Here is a 705-nt window from a genome sequence, read left to right as displayed (position 1 = left end):
GCGTGGATCTTGCTCGTAAAACCGCCGCGTGATCGACCAAAACCCTCCGAATGAGCCCCCCCTTTCCGCCTGTAGCTTGTGAATGGGCACGAACCACAGTGCTGTCCAGCATATGCTGCCTGTTATAGGTCAGCCCCAGATCTACCAGGGTTTGCAGCAAGGCATCCCACACACCCTATTCAGCCCAACGCCAAAACCGGACATAAACCGAGTTCCATTTGCCGTCGCGCTCATGCATGTCGCGCCAGGGACAGCCTGTGCGCAAAACATACAGCATGCCATTGAGAAACAGGCGCTTGTCTCCAGCTGGACGGGGCCAACGTCCGCGCTCAGGTGGCAGAAGCAGACCAATCAACAACCATTCATGATCCGTCAGATCGCCTCGTGCCCATCCCTGTTCCTGCTGCCCGTAACCTACAGGCAGGAATTGAAGCAGGTCTCGCCCAAAGCTGATAGGCCTTTTGTCAAAGTAATCTAGAAAGCGACCTGCCCCCTCCGCGGGCAGTCGCGTCAAGAAATGCTGGTCCACTCGTTATGAGGAGGCGGACAATTACGCAGATGGGCCTTTTTGGGGACAGTCCAGAGCAAGTAGTCAGATAAGAGCTAGCGCTTGTGGATGAAGCTTGACGTAGCGTATCGGGATTGACTCAATACTGTCATTTGGAGTTGGGATTGGACGAGACGATCGGGGCGACGGATGCGGAA

The 705-nt window shown here is 55.5% G+C and carries 1 protein-coding gene; it reads right to left on the bottom strand.

Features of this window, described 5'->3' with window-relative positions; all coding sequences use genetic code 11:
* Positions 1-175: 175 nt before the first annotated feature.
* Complete coding sequence (locus tag AA0535_RS15785; protein ID WP_373319320.1) at positions 176-529, bottom strand: transposase; 354 nt, start codon at positions 527-529, stop codon at positions 176-178.
* Between the last annotated feature and the right edge of the window lie 176 nt (positions 530-705).

The sequence above is a fragment of the Asaia krungthepensis NRIC 0535 genome, from assembly GCF_025995175.1.
In the GTDB taxonomy this organism is placed as follows: domain Bacteria; phylum Pseudomonadota; class Alphaproteobacteria; order Acetobacterales; family Acetobacteraceae; genus Asaia; species Asaia krungthepensis.
The sequence above is the reverse complement of the archived record's forward strand: the minus strand, read 5'-3'. Positions and strand labels throughout refer to the sequence as shown.